General features: G+C 72.4%; 18 protein-coding genes. 5 read left to right on the top strand and 13 right to left on the bottom strand.

The features are described from left to right. On the top strand, positions 1-303 hold a 303-nt coding region (locus tag BM242_RS27365; protein WP_175541603.1), incomplete at its 5' end, for a helicase associated domain-containing protein. Positions 304-415: 112 nt separating this feature from the next. Here the strand turns inward: BM242_RS27365 and BM242_RS27360 are convergent. The 5 genes from BM242_RS27360 to BM242_RS28745 form a co-directional block, all read right to left on the bottom strand. Continuing rightward, positions 416-2,959 (bottom strand): hypothetical protein, encoded by a 2,544-nt coding sequence (locus tag BM242_RS27360; RefSeq protein ID WP_093841639.1) that lies wholly within the window; start codon positions 2,957-2,959, stop codon positions 416-418. Then, a complete protein-coding gene (locus BM242_RS27355) occupies positions 2,959-3,432 on the bottom strand; it encodes a hypothetical protein (RefSeq protein ID WP_139238479.1) in 474 nt (157 codons plus the stop codon). The genes BM242_RS27360 and BM242_RS27355 overlap by 1 nt, the downstream gene beginning before the upstream one ends. A gap of 614 nt (positions 3,433-4,046) precedes the next feature. After that, on the bottom strand, positions 4,047-5,540 hold the full coding sequence (locus BM242_RS31005) for a hypothetical protein (protein ID WP_093841637.1): 1,494 nt from the start codon (positions 5,538-5,540) through the stop codon (positions 4,047-4,049). Beyond that, positions 5,453-6,628: a MobF family relaxase gene (gene mobF / locus BM242_RS27345; protein WP_139238478.1), complete on the bottom strand. Its 1,176-nt coding sequence runs from the start codon at positions 6,626-6,628 to the stop codon at positions 5,453-5,455. Before mobF ends, BM242_RS31005 begins: the two co-directional genes overlap by 88 nt. A gap of 529 nt (positions 6,629-7,157) precedes the next feature. Beyond that, the gene (locus BM242_RS28745) at positions 7,158-8,516 is read right to left on the bottom strand and encodes a replication-relaxation family protein (protein ID WP_107365194.1); all 1,359 of its coding nucleotides are present in this window, start codon (positions 8,514-8,516) and stop codon (positions 7,158-7,160) included. A 1,194-nt stretch (positions 8,517-9,710) separates the two neighbouring features. On the opposite strand from BM242_RS28745, the gene BM242_RS27335 reads away from it, so the two are divergent. Both BM242_RS27335 and BM242_RS27330 read left to right on the top strand, forming a co-directional pair. Further along, positions 9,711-9,911, top strand: a complete 201-nt coding sequence (locus tag BM242_RS27335; protein ID WP_093841635.1) for a hypothetical protein — start codon at positions 9,711-9,713, stop codon at positions 9,909-9,911. 242 nt (positions 9,912-10,153) lie between these two features. Further along, positions 10,154-10,345, top strand: coding sequence for a hypothetical protein (locus tag BM242_RS27330; RefSeq protein WP_093841634.1), 192 nt, complete (start codon positions 10,154-10,156; stop codon positions 10,343-10,345). A 51-nt stretch (positions 10,346-10,396) separates the two neighbouring features. Here BM242_RS27330 and BM242_RS27325 read toward each other — a convergent pair whose 3' ends face one another. Further along, positions 10,397-10,855: a hypothetical protein gene (locus tag BM242_RS27325; protein ID WP_093841633.1), complete on the bottom strand. Its 459-nt coding sequence runs from the start codon at positions 10,853-10,855 to the stop codon at positions 10,397-10,399. Between the two features lie 186 nt (positions 10,856-11,041). Between BM242_RS27325 and BM242_RS27320 the strand changes: the two genes are divergently transcribed. Next, positions 11,042-11,380: a hypothetical protein gene (locus BM242_RS27320; RefSeq protein WP_139238477.1), complete on the top strand. Its 339-nt coding sequence runs from the start codon at positions 11,042-11,044 to the stop codon at positions 11,378-11,380. A 45-nt stretch (positions 11,381-11,425) separates the two neighbouring features. Here the strand turns inward: BM242_RS27320 and BM242_RS27315 are convergent, their stop codons facing one another. Together BM242_RS27315 and BM242_RS27310 are read right to left on the bottom strand one after the other, a co-directional pair. After that, on the bottom strand, positions 11,426-11,803 hold the full coding sequence (locus BM242_RS27315; RefSeq protein ID WP_093841631.1) for a toxin Doc: 378 nt from the start codon (positions 11,801-11,803) through the stop codon (positions 11,426-11,428). Beyond that, positions 11,800-12,051, bottom strand: a complete 252-nt coding sequence (locus tag BM242_RS27310; RefSeq protein ID WP_093841630.1) for a ribbon-helix-helix protein, CopG family — start codon at positions 12,049-12,051, stop codon at positions 11,800-11,802. The genes BM242_RS27315 and BM242_RS27310 overlap by 4 nt, the downstream gene beginning before the upstream one ends. A gap of 187 nt (positions 12,052-12,238) precedes the next feature. On the opposite strand from BM242_RS27310, the gene tcmP reads away from it, so the two are divergent. Next, positions 12,239-13,402, top strand: coding sequence for a three-Cys-motif partner protein TcmP (gene tcmP / locus BM242_RS27305; RefSeq protein WP_175541608.1), 1,164 nt, complete (start codon positions 12,239-12,241; stop codon positions 13,400-13,402). Between the two features lie 50 nt (positions 13,403-13,452). On the opposite strand, the gene BM242_RS27300 is transcribed toward tcmP, so the two are convergent. From BM242_RS27300 to dnaB, 5 genes are all read right to left on the bottom strand, one after another. Next, positions 13,453-14,199 (bottom strand): DUF5131 family protein, encoded by a 747-nt coding sequence (locus BM242_RS27300; protein WP_093841628.1) that lies wholly within the window; start codon positions 14,197-14,199, stop codon positions 13,453-13,455. A gap of 142 nt (positions 14,200-14,341) precedes the next feature. Continuing rightward, entirely contained in the window at positions 14,342-14,899 is a 558-nt protein-coding gene (gene tpg, locus BM242_RS27295) for a telomere-protecting terminal protein Tpg (RefSeq protein WP_093841627.1), read from the bottom strand. Continuing rightward, a complete protein-coding gene (locus BM242_RS29740) occupies positions 14,892-15,065 on the bottom strand; it encodes a hypothetical protein (protein WP_175541607.1) in 174 nt (57 codons plus the stop codon). The genes tpg and BM242_RS29740 overlap by 8 nt, the downstream gene beginning before the upstream one ends. Then, a complete protein-coding gene (gene tap / locus BM242_RS27290) occupies positions 15,062-17,230 on the bottom strand; it encodes a telomere-associated protein Tap (protein ID WP_093841626.1) in 2,169 nt (722 codons plus the stop codon). Before tap ends, BM242_RS29740 begins: the two co-directional genes overlap by 4 nt. After that, entirely contained in the window at positions 17,230-18,612 is a 1,383-nt protein-coding gene (dnaB, locus tag BM242_RS27285; protein WP_107365192.1) for a replicative DNA helicase, read from the bottom strand. Before dnaB ends, tap begins: the two co-directional genes overlap by 1 nt. Between the last annotated feature and the right edge of the window lie 24 nt (positions 18,613-18,636).

The raw sequence follows: 18,636 nt of genomic DNA, 5'->3' as shown, positions 1-18,636 counted from the left end.
CGCCCCCAGGCCGGGCAGCCCAGTCGGCCCAGCGCCCGCGAACTCGCCTGGCAACGCGGCCTGGAAGCCGCCAGGCGCTACCTCGCCCGGGAAGGGCATCTGACCGTCCCCCGCGGGCACATCGAGCACGCCCCCGCCGACCCGACCACCGAGGCCAGGGGCGCGGCCGGCGGCGGGAAACAGGACCAGGACCTGATGCCCGTGAAACTCGGTGTGTGGATCTCCAACGTCAAGAGCAGGCGGGGGACGCTCACCCCGCAGCGCGCCGCACAACTCAACGAACTCGGCATCCAATGGGAATGACCCGGCAAGCGCTGTTCCTGGCAGCCCCGGGCCAGCTGGGGCCAGGGCTCCCTACGGGGCGGTTTGCCGCAACCAGCTCGCGCACTCAGCCATGAGCTGGGCTACGCCGGGGCTACGCCAGCACTTCCTGGAGGGAGTGAATACGGGGCTTCCAGAGCCAGGCTCCGGTGCCGTCCGGAACACCGGATGCCAAGGCCAACACCCGCCGGGCGTCGTCGGGACGGCCCGCGCCGACTAGGGCTGTCGCGTAGTCGTACAGGTCGCGGGCGATTTCCTCGCGGTGCTCCGGGTCACCGTCCAGGTCTTCGCCGAGACGCCGCTCAAACAGGGAGATGGCCTCTGTCCAGTTCCGCCGGGTAAGCTCCGTTCTGGCCTGGGCGATGGTGATCATGTCATCTTTGGCGCGGTTGTCGGTGCGGCCGTAATTGCGCAGCCAGGTGTTTCGCTCGAGTGCGGCCAACTGGGCGCCGGCCAGTGCTGGGTCCTCCGTCGCGAGCGCGAGTTCCAGGCGGTGGAAGGTCAAGGTCATGATCCAGCGCTCGCCCTGGGCGTCGGGCTCCAGGCCGCTGAAGTAGGCTTCGGCCTCGTTTAGGAACGACTGGTATGCGGCGGGTGGCAACTCGCCGATGTGGAATTCCAGGCGGCGCAGTGCGGACGTTGTGATGTACCGGCCCTTGGCGTTGCCCCGGCGCTCGTCCACTTCCGTGGAGCGATGGAACCACGACCGGGCCGCTTCGACGTTGCCGAGAAGGAATTCCAGGTAGGCGAAGTCGTAGTAGATCGCCGACAGGTTCCCTGGCTCGTCGTTGTCGGGGACAGCCGCCGAGACGAGGCGGTGCAGGATCTCGCCTGCTCGCTCAAGGTTGGCGGCGCCGCCTAGGCGGCGGATCCGGGTGGATTCAGCGTGGGCCGCGATCAGGGCCAGCGCCTGCTGACGATCTGGGGCTGCGTGCTCCCGCAGCAGGTCCTCATCGCCCACCAGGGTCAGGACGAGCTCGTGCAATTCCTTGCCGTCGGTGCGGTAGCCGAGCGTGTCGCGGAGCTGGTCGTGCGCTTCGAGGGTGATGACGATCCGGGCGAGGCTGCGGGCCAGCTCTTGTCGTCGATTCGGCTCGACCGCCGTCCATGCAGCGATGTAGTCGGTGACCACGCTTCCAAAACCGACCTCCGGGTGCCGTGCTTTCGCACAGGCGAACGGCAGGTCTTCCAGTAGGTTGACGAGCAGATCCAATGCCTCGGGGGCGCCCTCTTCGAACGCGGCGGCCAGGTGTCTTGCGGTGTAGGTCAGCGCGTATACGTCCCCACATGAGGCCCAGTCGTGGCCGTACAGACCGATGAGGCTCCGTGCCAGTCCGAGGTGGGTGGTTGAGGGGTGCACGCTCCAATACTCATCCCGGGACGCACTGGTGAGAAAGTCCGTCAGGCTGGGGTGGCAGAACGTGATGCGCTCGTGGTCGACGCGCAGGATCGGCCCGAGGTCGTCCAGGATGGTCACGAGCAGGTCCGGAGACGCTGTCGGCAGCCCGAGATACCGTGCCAGTTTCTGCGGTGGCAGCGGGGCGAAAGCGATCGCGAGGACGGTCAGCAAGGGTTGGTGGTAAGCCTTCCAGCGGCTGTCTCCTGCCCGTGTTCCGGACACACGGCGGCCCGAGGCCCGGCGGGCCTGACGGACCAGATACTCGTATAGGGCGTCGAGGCCGGCGGGGAGGTTCTGTGGGCTGAGTAGATCGGGGACCGTCTTGGCCCAGAGCGCGGCGTAGAGAAAGACGTTGTCGGCCTTGCGCGCCACCTCTCGGGCAAGCCCCGGGTGTCCGGTGATCCCGGCCCTGGCCAAGACGGAGGCGGCGTACTCGGCAATCTCGTCCTCGATCTGCTGACAGGGCCGGTCCAGGCTGATTCGGGCGTACCTGTTCTGCTGGCGCAGGTAGAACTGCTTCAAAGGCAGCGGGCGGGTCGTCACCACCACCCGCAGGTTCTCTGGCAGCTCCGGGCAATCGGTAAGCCAGTCGATGATCGAGTCTTCGCCCACAGTCCAGCCAGTGGCCGCACTGATCTCGTCCAGCCCATCGATCAGCAGCACGATCACGGCTGACTGATCGGCGGCGGCCAGCCGCGCTGCTGGCTCGAACAACGCCCGCCTGGTCAGATCAGCCAGACTGGTCCGTGCCAGGTCGTCGATCAGTTCCCCTACTCTGACCGCAATCACTTGTCTGGCCTTCGCCGCAGTCTGCCTGACCTCGAAGGCCGTCCGGCGGAAGGACGACACGACTAATCTGCCGATCTCAACACCGATCAGGTCATCGGCGTGTTCGACCTCCATCGTCGCGCTCACGGCCAGGTCCAGATCCATCAGCTCGGGACGCAGCACCGCGATCTGGTGACCTATGCGGACCAGGAACGCCCGCCCGTCTCCCGACGACAACGGCGCAACGCTGTCACGACGGATGAAGTAGCGGGGATTGATTCCTGGTTCTCGTGCCAGTGATGCGACGAACGTACTCTTGCCGGTCCCCGCGACCCCTTCGAGCACGACGAACCGGATATGCGGTGTGTCCAGCAGTTCCTTGACCCGGCCCAGGAGCCACTCCCGCCGGACCAGATCCTCGGTGAGATGCTCCTCGAGCAGGTAATCGAAAAGCAGTTCGTCTCGCTGCATCAGTCGAGCGATTTGATCTCAACGCCGACAATCGGCCCCGTCGCCCGCTTGCCTTTGACCTGCGAATCAATGACCGCCGACGCGCGCGCCTTCCCCAGCCGGACTCCCGCCCCCTCGCTTTCGATGGTCTCGACCTCGACGACAGACCTGATCCGATACTTGGCGGGCGCCCGCTTTTCGCCCTCGAAGTCAATCTGACGATCGTGAAGGTGCTCAAGCAACGTTCGCGCCCGCTCCATCACCGCCAGCGCGTCCGCATCGTCCCTCACCTCTGCGGCCGGCCGCGCGGCAATCTCCCGCAGGGACCCCTGCAGCTCCTCAAGCTCGTCCCGCTGCTCCGGCGACGGCTCCCGCACAACCGGAAGTTCCTCGTCCGCACGGCGACGATCCAACACACCTCCGACACGCTCAAGCAGAAACGTGACAACAGCAGGCATCGCAGCGACAGCGGCCAACGTAATCGGTTCAGGCATGCATCACTGATATCGGAATAGCCCTCGCCCCGTAGGCGTTTCACAGAACTTCCATCCCACAGCCCAGTGGGACCAGGGCCCCGAGCCCGGCTGGCCCACTCGGGCAGTGGCCGAACTCCTTCAGCGCCACCGGCTCATCCAGGCCATCACGATGGCCAGCGCCATCTTCGAAGACGAGAACTCCAGGCCGACCAGGACACATCTCCGCGACGACCAGCAGCTGGCGCCCATGAACCGGCACACTGGCGTGAGCTGCCCAAGCTGCTGCGCCAGGACGTCGTCCAGATCGCCGACGAGCTCCGCAGGCCAGGCGAGGAAACCGCCGCGCGGCTGACGGAGGCGCTGCGGGCCGCCGGTGTCGGCACGGGAGCCCGGATGGCGAGGGCAGCGGCGGGTCCTGAACCCGCCGGGTCTTCCCGCCCCGCTGGAGGGGTGTGTGCGGGGTGTACCGGGGGTGTGCTTTCGGGTGTACTGGGGGTGTACTCGTGCCCGTCTGCCGTACCGGGTCTGAGCTGGGCGTTTGCCGTGTTCCGGGGCTGACCTCAGCCGTATGAGTGCCCGTGCGGCGGCTGCCCGGGTCCGGCGCTGTTCCGCGGGCCCGGGGGCGTGGTGGTTCAGCGGCTTCGCCGGCTGCCGGGGTGCTGGGTGGGCGGGTGGCCGGCGGCGGGCTGGGGATGGTCCGAGCGGTGGGCGGCGGCGCGGGTTTCTTCCTCGGCTGCGGCCCGGGGCGGTGGCATGCGCTCGCGCAGGGCGGCCTCGGCGCGCAGCGCGGCGGCCCGGGCGCGGGCGCGGCCGGCCTGGGCGTGGTGGTCGCGGGCCCGGCGGTTCAGGCGCTGGACGGCGGTGGCGGCGGCCGCGGTGTCGTTCTCCTTGCGGGCGGGGAGGCGGTCGCGTGCGGCGTCGGTGGCCTGGCGGGTGGACAGGTGCCGGGGCAGGTCGAGTTCGGCTCGCAGCGGGGCCAGGAAGCCCTCTGCGGCGGCCTCGTGCAGGGTGGCGGCCCGCTCCAGCAGGTCCAGGCGAGCGCGGTGCGCGGTGATCAGGGCGGTGAGGTGGCCGTGGAGGAAGTGCAGGTCGGCGCGCTCACCAAGGAGGCGGGAGCGGACGGTTCCCAGCCGGTCCTTGATGCGGTCGGCGAGGGTCTGCTGGGCTGCCAGGTGGCGCTCACCGGCGGCGTGGGCGGCGCGGGCGCGGTCGGCGCGGGCCAGGTGGTGGTCGGCGTCGGCCAGGAGGCGGCGGCGTTCGGCATCGCGGCGGGCGGCCGGGGCGGCGTCGGTGCCGGCGGTGACGGTCAGGTGTCCGGCTTCGGCGGCGCGGGCCCGGGCGTGCTGGTCGGCCTCAGCGGCGCGGGCTTCCTCCTGGGCGATCAGGGCGGGCAGGTGGGCGGAGGGGACGTGCCCATAGGGGCGCTCCGGCCAGGGACGGGCTGGGCGCTGCCCGGGTTCGGGGACGCCGGGCAGGGGCGGCTGCCGGGAGGCGTGCTTGCCCGGCCCAGGCGTCGCCGGAGCGGGCGGGGGCGGCTGGTGGGAGGGAACATCGGCCGGACCCGGCGCCGACGGGTCCGGCACGGCGACGGCCGGGACGGGAACGCCGCCGTGGCGGCCGGACCGGCCGACTCCGGCGGCCACGGTGGTGGGTTGGTAGCGCTGGTGGTTGGACTGGTGGGCCGGGCCGCCTGAGGGCAGCCGCGCGGCGTGGCCGGGCACGGCGAGCACCTGGCCGGCCAGTTCGGTCAGGTGGTCCAGGCTTTCCAGGCAGGGGGTGGCCTGGGCGAGTTCGGCGAGGACGTCGGTGTGGGTGACGGTGCGGTAGCGGGCGGGCAGCCCGAACTCCGTGTCCCACACCTGCGCGGCCAGTTGCTCGGGGGTGGGCAGCGGCGGCAGGCCCGGCCCCGGCGCTCCCGGCGTGGCGGTGGCTGCGGGCGGGGGCGGGCCGGGCAGCGCGGCGGTGAGCATCGCCTCCAGCTGCTGCGCGCCGCCGAGGACGTCGGCGGCCTGTTCCCGCCACAGCGCTCTGGCGCCGGTCAGCGCGGCGGGCTTGGCGCGGGCGGTGCGCAGGGCGGCGGTCTTGCGCAGGCCGGAGGTGGCGCCGGGTCCGGCGGCCAGGCGCACCGCGAGGTGGCGGCGGGAGAAGGCCGTGCGCAGCCGGGCGGGATGCCGTCCAGTTCCCAGGCCTCGCCCGGTTCCCGGGTGAAGCGGGCCCCGAGGCGGGTGATCAGTTTTTCGCGCAGGCGGGCTTCGGCGAGTTCGTTGGCGGCGCGGGCGTGGCGGTGGAGGTCTTTGCCGCCGGCGGCGATGGTGCGCCACTTCCCGTCCGTCCCGCGGGCGAGGTGGGCGAGGCAGATGTGGACGTGCAGGTGCGGGTCGCCCGGGTGCGGGCGCCCGGAGGGGTCGGGGACGGGGCGGGCGGTGCGGTGCAGCACGGTCCAGCCCAGCAGTCCGGAGGTTTCCACCCGTCGGGCGGTGCGGCCGCCGCCGTGGTGGCCGGCCATGCCGTAGGCGCACCAGGTCTGCAGCGCGTCCACCGCCTCGCCCACGGCCTCCAGCCAGGAGGCCTCGATGATGGCGGCGGTGGCCGGGTCGGCCAGGGCATAGGCGAGGGAGATCGACTTGGGCAGGTCCAGCACCACGTCCACGCCGCGCAGGCCGACCTCGATGCGCCAGCCGGATGCGCGGCGGGCCCGCTCCAGCTCCCCCGCCTCGTACAGGTCTTCCAGGGCGAGGCCGGCGGCCGCGGCGATGGTGTCGGCGTCCGTCACCGGCAGGGCGTGGCCGTCGTCGCGGGCCAGGCCGCGCGTCGCGCGGGCGAACCGGGCGACAACCTTCACGGTGCGCAGCAGCTCCTCCGCACTGCCGCCGGCCGCGCGGGCGGCTTCGGTGACGGCGGCGGCGAGCGGGGCGGCGGGCAGCTTCGCCGCCGGATGGACATGACGTTTGCGGACCACCAGCCGCTCCCCCGTGCCCGGGTGGCGGCCGTCCATCAGCAACCGGGCCGCCGCCGGATCCACCGGCCGCCCGGGAACCAGCCCGACCTCCGCCAAGCCGTCACCCGCCCACCGCAGATCCCCACCCGGGGCCGGCACCGGCAGATCCGCCGTCGGCAGGACCAGGTCCTCCTCCAGGTCCTCATCGTGCCCGCACTGCTCGGTCAGCCGGTACTCCACCTGCGCGGCCACATAGACCGGCGTCGCCCAACCCACCGCCGAAGGCACCTCCCCACCGCCGCCAAGATCCAGGATCACCGGCTCGGGTGATACCTGGGTGCTCTGCACACAAAACCCGGCGGCCGGTCCGTCCACCACAACGGACGACACCACGGGCCGACCAGCCGCACCGCGACGGAGCCGCGGCTCCCCGGGCCCAGGCCCTGATCCTGCACCACCCCGGACGGCCCGCAGGCTGGCCGCTCCCCCGGCCGGGACGACGGTGGCCACAGTCCCAGCCCCGTGCCCAGCCCGCCGCCGGGTGATACCGCACACCGCAACCCCGCCCAGCAGCGGGCGGCAGCAGATGCGGCGCTTCTCCCCGGAGAACACCGGCCGTCCGGGCGACCTGGCCGACGAGGCGGCCATCAGCAGTGTGGTCAGGACCCCATCGCCGGATCACCGCAGGTCAGCGACGGTGCGCCAGACGGGCACGAGTACACCCCCAGTACACCCGAAAGCACACCCCCGGAACACCCCTCACACACCCCTCCCGAGTGGCGGTGACCGGCCCGGGCCAGGGGCGTCAGGCGCGGCGGCGGAACAGCCGGCGCCGGACCGCCGCCGCGGCCGCTTCCTCTTCCTGCTGCTGTTGCCGGTCCGCGGCCGCCCGTGCGCGGGCGGTCTGGGCGCAGTTCTCGCACAGTTCACGGTGTGGGTCCCGGCGGCCGTCGCGGCTTGCCGCCCATGCCTGGCGGGCGTCGGTGAGCTTCTGCCCGCAGTCGGTGCACACCGGCCGGCGGGCTTCGCGTTCGGCGGCTTCGCGCTGGGCGCGGAGCCGGGCTTCTTCCTGCCGCTGCGCCTCCGACCGGGCCTCGCGGCGGGCTTCGGCGGCGGCCTGGCGGGGGTTGCCGAGGGCGTCGGCGAGACACTGGAGGCGGTCGCGGCCGAAGCGGTGGAACACCGCCCCGCCGGGGCCGGCGTCGCGCAGCTGGCCGATGGTGGTGGCGATGACGGGGAGTTTGCCGTCGTAGTCGGTGTAGGAGCCTGCCGGGCGGCCCTGCCAGTGGATGCGGGTGCGCTCGGCCACCAGGGCGGCGGTGGTGTCCGGGTTGCGCGGTCCGTGGGGGTGGAAGACCAGCAGCAGCGGGGGCAGCAGCTCGGTGCCGTACGGGTCGGGCGGTGCGGGCCAGCGGGTCCGCCACAGCGGCCGGGCCGGGCGGCCGCGGCGTGCTTCGGTCCGGCGGCGCAGGAACGCTGTGTACTTGCCGATCTTGTCGGCGAGGCGCTGGGCGTCCATGTGGCAGGTGTCCACTTCCACGAACAGCACCGGCACCCCGTGCTCGGGGGCGGCAAGGACGGCGTCGGCCTGGATGCCACCCGGCCCGGCCTTGGACCAGGCAGCGCCGGTCAGCGGCAGCGGCACCTCGGTGGCCCACTGCTCCAGCGCCCCGATCCCCGGCCGCGCGGCGCGGGCGGCGGCCACCGCGGCCGGCGGCTCCCCGGTCAGCAGTTCCAGGTCCGGGGCGGGGCGGGTCAGGGCCAGGATCGTCTCGTTCACCGCCAGGGCGTGCGGCGCGCCGGAGGCTCCCGCCCGGGCGGCGGGCGCGCCCATCACCGATGCCGGGCGGTGCAGTTCCTGGGCGGCGGCTTGCAGGCCGGCCGCGGTGAGCGCCCACAGCACCTCACCGCCGCGCGAGCGCCCCGCGGCGGCGACCAGGCGCTGGCGCTGCAGATCGCGGGCGGCCGCGCGGTGGGCGCGGGTGCGTGCTTCCTTGCGTTCGGCCGCGGTGGGTTTGCCGGTGTGGCGGTAGGTCAGGTGCGGTGCGGTCAGGCGCTGGATCTGGTCGGCGGTTGCGATCTTGACCACGCCCAGCACCCGCAGGACGTCCCCGCGCAGCTTGTTGGAGGACCCGGCGGGGTGAGAGATCCGTCGGCCGCTCACCGGCCCGCCGCCTTCCCCGCCTCGCCTTCCCGGCCCCCTCCCGGCACCACCACCACGGTCATCCCCTCAAAGGAGGAGATGTAAGGGGTGTGACGCCCCCGGCCGGTGCTGGTCAAGGGGTCTGACCTGCGCGGATCGGTGCCAACCGCAGCGGGCGCGCGGAAGCGGGTACGGAAGGAGGCCCGGAAGCGGGCACGGAAGCGGCGCCAACCGGCTTGCCCACGGCGGCAACCGCAGTGCCAATCGGCCGGTGCCAACGGCCGCCCCGGTGGCACCGGCCGCCAACGGCGCGGTGCCAGCCGCCGCCCCGGGTGCCAGCCCGTTGGCACCGGCTGCCAACGGGGTGGTGCCGACCGGCTCCCCTCCAGGCCCGCCGTAGGCAGGGCCGTCTCCACTGTCACGATCACCGCGTCTCCTCCCGTCCGGTTGGGTTCACCAACCCCAAGGAGCAGCGACGCGGCATTTGTGACCGCCAGGCGGCAGGCTTCCCCGGCGCGGCGGCCGGCCGCCGCAGATCCCGGGGGCAGGCGGCGGCCAGGCTGACCGGCACCCCCTTGTCCGCGGTCCGACCCCGGCACCGGGTTTGCCCCTTGACCACCCCTTGTCCTCCCGGTTTGTCCGTGACGCACACCACCCCGGGCCAGCTCGCCCATTCCCCGACGAATGGTGGTTGACCAGCCAGGACAAGCCTTTGGTCAAGCCCGGCCCACCTGGTCAAGCCCGGGTGGTCAAGGGATCCACCACCGGCCGGCCGACCGGACAAGGGGGGCGGCCGCACCCCTTGTCCGACCCGCACACCCGCACCAAGTGCGCGCAGCGGGTGCGCACGTGGTGCATCGGGTCGTCAGGCCGGTTGCCGGGACGAGGTGCGCTGGCCAGCAGCTCCGCGCCGATGTGACGGACAGCACACGGCGGTGAGCAAGATTCATTGCCGGTTCCCGCCTGCCCGCCCCCCTTTAACCAGTGACACGCCTCTCGCCCCGAAGAGGGACAGCGCTGCCGAGCCGCCTGCGGGGCGTGCCGCCCGCCGGTGCCTCCCTTTGGCGTGACGGACGCCACATGTCCTCGTGCCCAAGAAGATTGCCGGTTCCGGCGCCGCTGCCCGATCTACCGACGACCCCTTTTGCACCACTGGAGGTAGCCGTGACAACGCATCCAGATCATCGAGACACACGCAGCCGGATCATCGCAGTAATGCGCGAGCTGGCCCGGGAGGAGCAGCTGGTGGCCCTGTGCTGGGCGGAGACCGGAGGCTCGTGGGGGCAGGCCGCCGTCGAGGCGGGGTTACCCGCCTCGTACGGCGAGCGGGTCCGGCGCAAGCTCAAGCGGCTCGGCTCCCGGCACATCCAGCGCGCCGCGGCGGCCGCCGACACCAGCGGAGGGGAGTTTCGGTGAGCCTGCTCGTTGCCTCACTCCCCGAGTTCGTCGGCGGTCTTGCCGCTGCGCTTGCCCTCGCCGCCGGCCGCTGGAGTCTGCGGGCGTTCCGCAGTCGCCGGACGGACACCGGGCACAGTGGCGACCGGTGAAAATCTGCCGCCCGGCCCCAGCACGGCCGGGCGGCACGCTCACCGGCGCGGGGCCGCGCCGGGCGCGGGGCGGGCGTAGCGTGAAGCGACGCGGGCCGGTGATGCGGTCGGGTGGACTACCTGCCCTGCCCGGGCTGCGCCCGGCTGGTCTACGGCAGCTCCTCCTCCTACACGCTCCTCAGCCCGATGCCGCTGACCGGGTTGTGCCGCACGTACGTCGACGGCAGCACGCTGCGCGCGGTACGGGCCACCGGAGTGCTCCCGGCCCGGCAGCACCTGGTGCTCGCATGTGCGGCAGCCTGATGGTCTGAACCCGTGGCCGGCCGGTGCCGGCCACGGGCCGGACTCCCGTTCTCAGCTGTCGGCCAGGACGTGGCCGGCCAGCTCTCCGAAGCCCAACACTCCAAGGATGGCGACCACGCCGATGAACGCCGACATGGAGAACTCCGCAGCCCCGAGTGTCGAGGCGACGAGCTGGACGCCGGCGAGCACGACGCAAGTGCTCCACATCGCCACCCGCGGGGCGAGCGAGACCACGATCTCGGCTTCGCCGTACAGGTGGACCAGCACGCTGATCAGCGCGACAGCGGCGAAGGCCGCCGAAGTGAAGAACGCCGCCGGATCGGGCCAGGACCGGTAGTCCACGAGCGTGTAGGTCATCGCCCCCAGATAGATCAGGGCCAGCAGCAGCGCACACAGGCCGGCGGCCACGAAGACGACGCCGCCTTCCTCCGGGAGAGGCAGTGAGAGATCGAAGTTGTCGTTCTTGTTCTGAGCGGTCCCGTCCTTGCCCTGCGCAGCGTTATCCGCCATCGCTCTCCGTTTCTGCGTCGGGGCGCACATTGTGGCAGGCAGGCCGGATGCCCCGACAGACGGCCGCGAGGCCCGGAGCGCGCTGCACCGCTCTGGCGGCGCGGCGGACCACAGTTCCCGGATGCTGCCGGGCGGCTTCCTGGCCGCCCCGGTACCCGCGGGGCCGTTTTCCCCTACTCTGGAGGTATGAACGGTCGCTGGCGGATCACGAAGGCTCGCTCCCGCAGGGGCAGGGCCGCTGATGTGGTGTCCCGCCGCGGCCGGATGGGCGGGGAGGTCACGGCCACCGGCAAGACGGGCCGGTTCACCGTTGATGTCACCCCCTCTGCGGATGATCAGAGCCTGGTCATCACGGTGGACGTGCACCCCGGCGGCGGGCAAGGTGCACCTGGGCGCCTTGAGCAGCCGGACGAGCCGCCGCCGCTGCCCGCCTTCGTGGGAATGCTCACCACGGACCGGCCGGACCTGGCCGAGCGGGCCAAGGAGATTGTGCGCGGCACCACCCCGGGTTCCAGCGCCGCGTGAGTCCACGCCGTTCCCGGCCGCCCGAAGCCGGTTGACGGCTCCGGGTCAGATGCGCCAGGAGCGGATGCGGTCGGCGGTGTCGTAGACGTCGGCCCGTCCGGTGTCGATGTCGCGGGCGAGGTCGATGAGGGCCCCGTAGGGCGGGTCAATACCCTGGCCGGAGGCGTCCATGTAGGCCACCGCCACGGCCGCGCCGAACAGGGCGTTGCGGGCTGGCAGCGGGCGCAGCCGCAGCAGGCTGCTCATCAAGGCGGCTGCGCGCCAGGCCGCGTCGGTCAGGGTGTCGATGCGGGGGGTGTTCACGCGGTGCCGGGCGACGGCGGCGACCAGGGCGGAGAAGTCGTGCACTTCGGGGTGCTTGGGCAGGATGTCGGCCTGGCGTTCCAGCAGCCAGCGGATGTCGATGTGCAGTTCCACGGTCAGGCAGCCGTCCGGCCGGCGGTGTCCAGGCGGGCGGGGGCGTCCTCGGGGAAGGCGGCGTCGAAGGCGTCGGCGTTGTCGGCGACGAAGGCCCGGAACACCTCCGCGGCACCCTCCAGGCGCGGGTCGCGCACCGCGTCCTGGGCAGCGCGGGTGATCAGCGCGGTGACCGTGGTCCCTTCGCCCTCGGCGCGTTCCCTCAGCGCGGTGTAGAGCTGCTCATCGACGCGGATCGTCACGGATTTCGACATGCCGCGAGCGTACAGCAGGCCGTACAGCATCGGGAGTGGTCCGTCGTTTGCGCCCGGGCGACATGCTCGGGGACGCAAGGGCTTTCGAGTCCGACAACATGCGATATGCCCGGGGGCTTTACCAATCGTTCGGACTAATCCACCATCTGTGACGAAGTGGTCGGTGTGGAGTCGGGGAGGGCTCGGGGTGGCGAAGGGCACGAGTGGCGGTTACTGGGACGAGCAGAACCTTCCGAGCCGGTTCAAGCATGAACTGCTGCGGCACTACATCCCGCCGTTCGGCGGGATGACCGGCTCCCGCGACAAGCAGGTCGTCTACCTGGACGGCTACGCCGGTGAGGGCCGCTACGACAGCGGCGAGCCGGGATCGGCGGAGATCGCGATGAAGGTCGCCGCGGACCATCTGCGGCACGGGCTGCGGTGGACGTGCTTCTTCATTGAGAAGGGCACCGCCTCGGTGGCCCGGCTGCGCCAGGTCGCCGGCGAGTACCAGCGGCAGGGCGTGGACGCCCGGGTGCATCACAGTGACGTCACCGCGCTGCTGGCGGAGGTGACCGCCGCGGCGGTGGGGCAGCCGCTGTTCCTGTTCCTCGATCCGTGCGGGCTGACGCTGCCGTTCGACGAGCTGGTGCGGGTGCTGGCCGACCAGCGGCGGCCGGGCGCGGGGAACTGGCCGCCCACCGAGCTGCTGATGAACTTCAGCATGATGGCGGTGCGCCGGCTGGGCGGGAATGCCCGCTCGGAGAGAGGGCTGGAGGCGTCCTCGGTCCGGTTCGACGGGGTGTGCGGCGGGCCGTGGTGGCGGGAGTACTTCGTGGGCGGTCTGCCGCCGGAAGACGCTGCTGGCCGGGTCGCCGACGGGTACGCGCAGCGGCTGAGCGCGGCGACGGGCATGCATGTGGTGTCCGTGCCGGTGGCCAGGGCTCCCGGGCACAAGCCGGTCTACCACCTGGTGTTCGCCACCCGCAGCCAGTACGGGCTGTGGGTGTTCGGCGATTCGGCCGCCCGGGCCAAGGAGGCCTGGTGGGAGAAGGTCGAGCTGACCGAGGAAGCGGCGGACGACGCGCTGTTCACCATGGCGTCGGTGATCCGTCCCGATCCGGAGGAAGTGCGCCGGGCGGCGGTGCCGGCCATCGCGCAGAACCTGGGGCGGCTGCTGAAGCGGGTGGGTGAGTTCCGGCTGGTGGACCACACGGTGGAGGTTTTCGGGGACTTCTACGGCCAGGTCACCGAGCCTGCTGCCCGCAAGGCGGTGAAGCACCTGCACAAGGAGGGCGGGACGCCCACCACCGGTGTGGGCTCGATGAAGACCCGGGAGCTGGTTGTTCTTCCTCCGGCCGATAGCCGGTGAAGGGGGGCCGGGGCGGCTGCCCCGGCCCGGCCCTCGCGAGGCGCCGCCGTTCACACCGCTGCGGGAAGCGGCATCTCATCCCAGGTGCGGCCGGCCAGTTCCCGCCCGCCGGCCTTCGGGGTGCGGCCGCCCCACTGCTTGAAGAAGAACGCGGCACCCGCCTTCTGGCACTCGTCGCGGATCGCGGTCACCCACGCCTCGTCCAGCGGCCGGTGGTTGGGGCCGGACTCCCCGCCGGCGATGACCCAGTCAATGCGCTCCAGGTTCAAGCCGTGCAGCGGGCCAAGGAGCGGCTCGCACGAGAGGAACCGCACCGCGGCCGGCACCTGCCGCAGGTCGTCGACGCGGCTGAGCTGGTCGGTGGTCTCGACCGACACGCCCATCCAGGCGTTGTCGGGCCAGTCCAGCCTGTGCGCGAGGCGGCGCAGCCTCAGGGAGCGCTTGGTGAGGATCTGGTAGGTGTGCTGCGGGGTGTCGGCCATGACGGTGAAGACGCGGCGGACGAAGTCCAGCGGGACGCGGGCGTGGAAGAGGTCGCTCATGGAGTTCACGAACACCACCCGCGGGGTCTTCCACCGGTAGGGCAGCTCCAGGGCGTCCTCGTGCAGGGTCAGGCCGAAGCCCGGGCCGGAGGTCCGCGGGTCGCCGTCCTTCTGGTACTTCTCCGTGCCCATCGCTTTCAGCCGCTTGGCCAGGGTGAGTGCGTAGCAGTTGTCGCACCCGGGTGAGACGCGGTCGCATCCGGTGGTCGGGTTCCAGGTGACCTCTGTCCATTCGATCGCGCTCCGGCTGCTCACCGCGCACCTCCCGTTGTCGGCGCCCAACTTACGGCGCTGGGACACCCGGCGAACGAGATGTTGCCGAACCGCGTTGCGGCCTCGCCCCAGGATCGGCCCCCAACACTCATTATTCGAACAAACGTTTGGTTTTCCATGGTGCTCACAGCCCCAGCTCCAGGTAGTCGACATCGGAGATCTCCACGTCCAGTCCGTCCGCGCGCCGCCCGTGGTCGCGGAAGTACGCGTACCCGAGGCCGCCGGCGAGGATCCGGGCGAGCTGCTGTTCACCGGCTCCGGCCTGGTGCGCGGCGAGGAGCCGCGCGGCGGTGTCCGGGGGAAGTTGTTCGGTGATGCGCCGCATCCTCGGGTCGTCCGTGCTGCCGCCGGCGGCGGTGAAACCGAAGCGCGCCCGGGTCTCCACCACCACGCCGGTCTGGGCGGCCTGTTTGATGGCCCGGGCCCGCAGCCGGGGCTGCCAGGCGCGGCGGATCTCGCGTTCGATCGCGGTGGCCAGGCGCGGGGTGGGCCGCTTGACCTGTCCGGCGAGGTAGCGCTCGACCTGCCGCTGGGAACAGCCCAGCCGCGCCGCGGTCGCCCGGGTGCTGCCCTTGTCGACGGTCTGCACGAGGTAGCGCACCCTGGCCTGCGCGGACTTCGGGATGGGGCGGGTCTGGGTGGCCTGCAGGGCGGTTTCGATGCTGTTCTGGATCTCACCCACGGCCCTGCACCTCCTCGGGGTCGGCGGTGTCGGCGGCCGGCGCGCCGGTGGTGCGGCGGCTGGCCGGGAAGGCGAGGACCTTCCCGGCTGGGCGGGCGGCAGGCGGGGTGCCGTGCCGCTGGTGGGCGGCGTGCCACTCCCCCGCCTGCGCGAACAGTCCGCTCATCGCGCTTCGCCTCCGTCCGTCGCGTCCGCGTCCTTGATGTGGCGGGCGGGATTGGCGCCCTGGTCCACCAGTTCCGCGCAGCGCCAGAACGGCATCGTCCCCTCGTGCTTGACCATCCCGGGCGACACCCCGAGCCGGAACGTCCCCGGGAGCGGCTTCCCGGCGGTGTCGTGCGGGAGGACGTCCAGCGGGGAGGGGCCGACGGCCGGGTAGATGACGCAGTCGGAGAGCACCGCGACCGGGAACAGCCCGGCGGCGGCCATGCGCAGCATTTTGCGGTGCATGTTGGTGCGGGCCTGGGCGATGACGGCGGCCCGGATGTCGGGGCGCCAGGTGGGGCGTTCCAGCGCGGGCCAGCGTTCCCCGGGCCGGTATCCGGCGCCCTGCGGGCGTTCGCGGAGCTTGCCGATGCCGCCCTTGACGGTGGCCTTGATGGCGGACAGCACTGCCGCCATCGCCGGATCGGCGGCCTTGTGACGCTCCATGGCGGCCAGGAACTCCGGGCCGGAGGCGCCCTTGACCACGCCCAGGTCGGCCATCGTCTGCATGTAGGCGTTGCGTAGCCGCTCGTACCAGGGATCGAGGTACGGCCCCGAGTCCGGGCGGAGCCAAGCTTCCAGCGGGCGGACGTCGGCGCCCAGCTCCTGGGCGTAGGCGAGGGTGGGGGTGGCGTACCAGGCCGGGCCGGTGGGGCGGCGGCCGTGCGGGGTGAACGGGGACGGCAGCCTGGGGTCGGTCTCCACACCGGACAGGTCGACGTACCAGCAGCCGGGCAGCTTCTTGTCGAAGCGGGGGCCGTCGGTGTGCACCGCCTCACCGAGACCGACGGTCAGCCGGTTGGCGGCGGCCAGGAACGCGGCGTTGACGTCCAGGCCGACCACGAACGGCAGCGCGCACTCGGCATCCGAGAGCAGCTCGGGGTCGCGCACCCACTCGTAGGCTTCCTCATCGAGGACCTGGTCCTCGCCGCGGCCCTGCGCGACCGGGTGCTCATCCGGCGCTTCCGGCGGGGCCGGGTCCACGGGGTAGGTGAGGGAGCCGGGGACGGGGCCGGAGGCCCAGCCGCCGCTATCGGTGCGCACCGCGCGGGTCGGCGGGCGCAGCGCGGTCATCAGCTCCAGCCCGGTCACGGCGGTGGAGCCGCGCGGGGTGAGGACCCGGGTCGCGTAGGTGCCCAGCACCCGCGCGATGTCAGCGGCCGGCAGGGTCGCGGTGTCGCCCCAGGCGCGGGCATCGAGGGCGTCCCAGGGCAGGACGGCGAGCTGCACGCACTGGCGGCGCCCGCCGCGCTCCACCGGCCGGTAGATCCGCGCCCACGGGCCGAACCCGCGCCGGGTGAGCTGCCACCCGGCGGCCATCACCTCACGGACGACGGGGTGGTCCTCGGGCAGGCGTAGGCCGCGCCGGTCGGCCAGGTGCTCCGGCAGGCCGAGCTTCGCGGCGGCGTCGGTGGTGAGGACCACCAGCGGGTCGCCGTCCCGCCCGGCGCGGTGGAGGCGGGACTGGCCGATCCCGGCGTCCAGCGCCCAGACCACCAGGTCCGGCACGGTGGCGGCCGGGCAGTCCAGAATGCGGCCGTCCGCGAGGTGCGCGGCGCCCTCCCCGTCCAGCACGGCCAGCGGCCCGCCCGGGAACGCTGCATCAGCCGGAGCGGCCGGGACGGGCGCGGCCGCGGCGGCCGGGCGGTGAGCAGCTGCACCACGCCCGGCCGGGCGGCGGCGCGACACCGGGGCCGGGACACCGGCCACCGGGACCCCGGCCGTGTCGGCCGGGGCGGAACCGGCGGCCGACGCCACCGAGGCGGCGGCGGGCTGCTCCTGGACGTCGCTACCGGTCCCGTTCTCCTGCCCGGCGCAGGCCTGCGGCGAGCTCCCGCGGCCGCCGTCATCCGGGCCGCTGGCCTGCGGCGATACGGGCGCCGGGTAGCGGGCAGCGATGCCTTCGAGCAGCCGCCCGTAGGCCGCGCGGCGCTCCTTGGCCGGGTCGGTGCGCCCGGTCTCCCACCCGGCCACCGTGGACGTGCTCACCCCGAGGGCCTTGGCGACATCGGCGCGGGACAGGCCGGCGGCGGTGCGCAGCCGCTCCCGCTCGGTCGGCTCGGGCAGCGGGCGGGCCTGCTCCAGCAGCGCATCCACCGCCGCGAACAGATCAGGCTGGCTGGTCATCAGTAGCCGCCTTGCATGTTGACGAAGCGGGAGTAGTGGCCCTGGAAGGCGACGGTGACGGTGGCGGTGGGGCCGTTGCGGTGCTTGGCGACGATCAGGTCGGCCTCGCCCGAGCGGGGGTGCTCTTTCTCGTAGGCGTCGTCGCGGTGCAGCAGGATCACGATGTCGGCGTCCTGTTCCAGCGAGCCGCTTTCGCGCAGGTCGGAGATCATGGGCCTCTTGTCGGCCCGCTTCTCGGGCTCCCGGTTGAGCTGGGAGAGCACCACTACCGGCACTCCGAGGCTCTTGGCCAGGAGCTTGATGGAGCGGCTCATGTCCGAGACTTCCACCTGGCGGGACTCGGGCCGGGAGCGGCCGGACTGCAGGAGCTGCAGGTAGTCGATGATGACCAGGTCCAGGCCCTGGCGCTGCTGGATGCGGCGGCACTTGGCCTTGATGCCGGTCACGGTCGCGTCGGTGCTGTCGTCCAGCAGCAGCGGCGCTTCCCGGAGTGCGGCCATGTGTTGGGCCACGCGGTTCCAGTCCCTGGCGTCCATGCCTTCCTTGCTCTTGAGGTGGTGCAGGGCGACCGTGGCCTGGGCGGACAGGCAGCGGAGCTGGAGCTCGCGGCGGGGCATTTCCAGGCTGAAGAACGCCACGGTGCGGCCGGCCCCGAAGGCGGCGTGCCGGGCGAAGTCCATGGCGAGGGTCGATTTCCCGAGCGCGGGCCGGGCGGCGATGATGACCATCTGGCCGGGCATCAGCCCGCCGGTGAGGCTGTCGAGGTCGATGAAGCCGGTGGGGATGCCGGTTGCCTGCTCGCCGCGCTGGTAGGTCTCGATGGTGTCGATGAGGTCTTGGTCGTCGGCGCCGATCGGGAGGGTTTCGGTGTCGGCGCGCTGCATGATGGCGGCGTTGAGCTCGGCTGCGGCGGCGTCCTGGAGTTCTTCGATGTCGCCCTCGCCGGCCTGCGCGAGGGCGGTGACGCGTTGTCCGGCGGTGAGCAGGCGGCGCAGCATGGCCCGTTCGTAGACGATCTCCGCGTAGTAGGCGGCGTTGGCGGCGGTGGGCACCGTCTGGACCAGGGCGTGCAGGTAGCCGGGGCCGCCGGCCCGGGCCAGTTCGCCGGACTTGGCCAGCGCGTCGGCGACCGTGATGGGGTCGGCGGGCTCGCCCTGGGCGAACAGGCGGGCCACGGTGCGGTAGACGATCTCGTGGGCGGGCTTGTAGAAGAACCCGGGCTCCAGGACGTCGACCACGTCGGTGATCGCGTCCTTGGACAGCAGCATGCCGCCCAGCACGCACTGTTCGGCTTCCAGATCCTGCGGCGGGGCCTGCGTGAGGATGGATGCCGGGGTTTCGGCCTCTGCGGCCGTGGCCTGGCCGGGTACGGTGGTGTTCATCGGTCTCCTGTCCGGATGCGTCGG

This window comes from Streptomyces aidingensis, from assembly GCF_900112355.1.
GTDB lineage: Bacteria > Actinomycetota > Actinomycetes > Streptomycetales > Streptomycetaceae > Streptomyces > Streptomyces aidingensis.
This window is presented reverse-complemented; position numbering and strand designations above follow the sequence as displayed.